Source organism: Candidatus Obscuribacterales bacterium (genome assembly GCA_036703605.1).
Classification (GTDB): domain Bacteria; phylum Cyanobacteriota; class Cyanobacteriia; order RECH01; family RECH01; genus RECH01.
In genome coordinates, this window is record DATNRH010000921.1 from 1 (window position 1) to 1835 (window position 1835).

At 51.3% G+C, this 1835-nt stretch carries 2 protein-coding genes; both read left to right on the top strand.

Features of this window, described 5'->3' with window-relative positions:
- The coding region (locus V6D20_18950) for a TonB-dependent receptor (protein HEY9817859.1) at positions 1-1002 on the top strand (1002 nt) is incomplete at its 5' end.
- A 453-nt stretch (positions 1003-1455) separates the two neighbouring features.
- Positions 1456-1835: HD domain-containing phosphohydrolase (locus tag V6D20_18955; GenBank protein HEY9817860.1), on the top strand; the 380-nt coding region annotated here is incomplete at its 3' end.

Sequence of the window (1835 nt, forward strand, 5' to 3'; positions counted from 1 at the left end):
TGGACCGCTCTCTACGGTATTCGCTACGAGCAAGTCATTACCGATACCGATGATGTGCAACCCTACAACACCATGCCGATGATCATGATGAGCCCCAACCTCGATGCACCAGCTGCAACTGCGTTTAATGCTCGCAATCACAAGCAGGTTGATGACAACATCGATTTAACCCTGCTGCTCCGCTACCAGCCTACGTCCGAGGATACTGTAGAGTTTGGCTACGCACGCAAAACCCGCTCACCCAACCTCTATGAGCGCTACACATGGGGCAGGAACACCATGGCAATGACCATGATTGGCTGGTATGGCGATGGCAATGGCTATGTGGGTGATATTGACCTGGATCCGGAGACTGCACATACCCTGAGCGCTGCCTATAGCAAAAAGGCTTCAGATAACCGTTGGGAATACACCATCAGTCCCTATTACACCTACGTGGATGATTTTATTGATGCTACTCAGATCGGTACATTCAATCCGAGAATGGTAATGTCCGTTACACGACCCAGGTTGCAATTTACCAATATCGACGCCGAGTTTTACGGTCTGGATATAAATGGTTCCCGCCTTCTTTCCCAATCTGGCAAGTGGGGCACCGTGAACCTGAAAGCCCGTGCCTCCTACACCCGAGGCAAACGCAAGGACGGCCCGGAAGACCTCTACCACATCATGCCACTTAATGTGAAAATCGCTTTGGAACAGTCTTTTCAGCAGTGGGCCAATACCATTGAACTGGAGTGGGTCGATGAAAAAGACGACGTGGACCAGGTTCGTCTGGAAAATAAAACGGCCAAATATACCCTCCTGAACATATTCACCCAATACCGTGGGCATAACACCACGCTCAATTTTGGTGTACGTAATCTGCTGGATGAGAGCCATGACTTGCCTTTGGGTGGTGTAAGTCTGGCCCAATGGCGTGATGATGGCATGACGGGGCCCTTTGAATCACTCCACGGTCCCGGCCGCTCTGCAGAGATGGGAATTCGTTACGATTTCTAGCAGGGCCTTTCGATCAATCACCACCAACAGGGGGCACATCTTGCCCTCTGTTGGCCTGTCGTCACGCCACTTACCCTTTTTGCAATATCGGAGTCATAGCTCTCCCACCGCGCCTGCACGAATCAATTCCCAGAGATACTACCCCTTGAGGGCATGCCGCCATTAGGGCACATTCCATGCTTTTTATACCCACCCATCGGCTCTAAAGACTGCACAGCCCCACCTCAACGACCAACCTTGACAGTCTAACCACTTGTTCTAACATAACTTTTAGGCCAACTGTAAATATAATTTATACAGGTGGCTCACATGCGGTTTATGGAAAAGCCATACAGGTAGACGGAAAGAGCCTGAGACAACAGACCGAACATGGCAGCCGTTTTATCGTTGCAGCTCTGCTGCTACAAAGCTTCGGGTACTGGTGTGTCAGGCCACGCAAGTCAGGAGGACATTATGAATGACTTAAGTCTGACCAACCCTTTTCGCTCTCTCATTGCCGCCCTTGAGAAGCGGGATGAATACACGGCTGGTCACGATCAGCGAACGAAGCTGATTGCGTTGGATATTGGCGAGCAATGTAACCTGGAAGCTGAGGAGCTGGCGATCCTCGAAATTGCGGCGTCTGTGCACGATATCGGCAAAATCGGGATTCCCGATCGAATTTTGCTAAAACCCGGGCGCCTTGATGCAGAAGAGTGGGAGGTGATGAAGACCCATCCGGAGCACGGGTTTCTGATCCTCGGCACCGTCGAATCACCCTATGCTAGCTCGGTAGCCAATGTGGTTCGATACCACCATGAGGCGTTTGATGGCAGCGGATACCCCGACGGCAA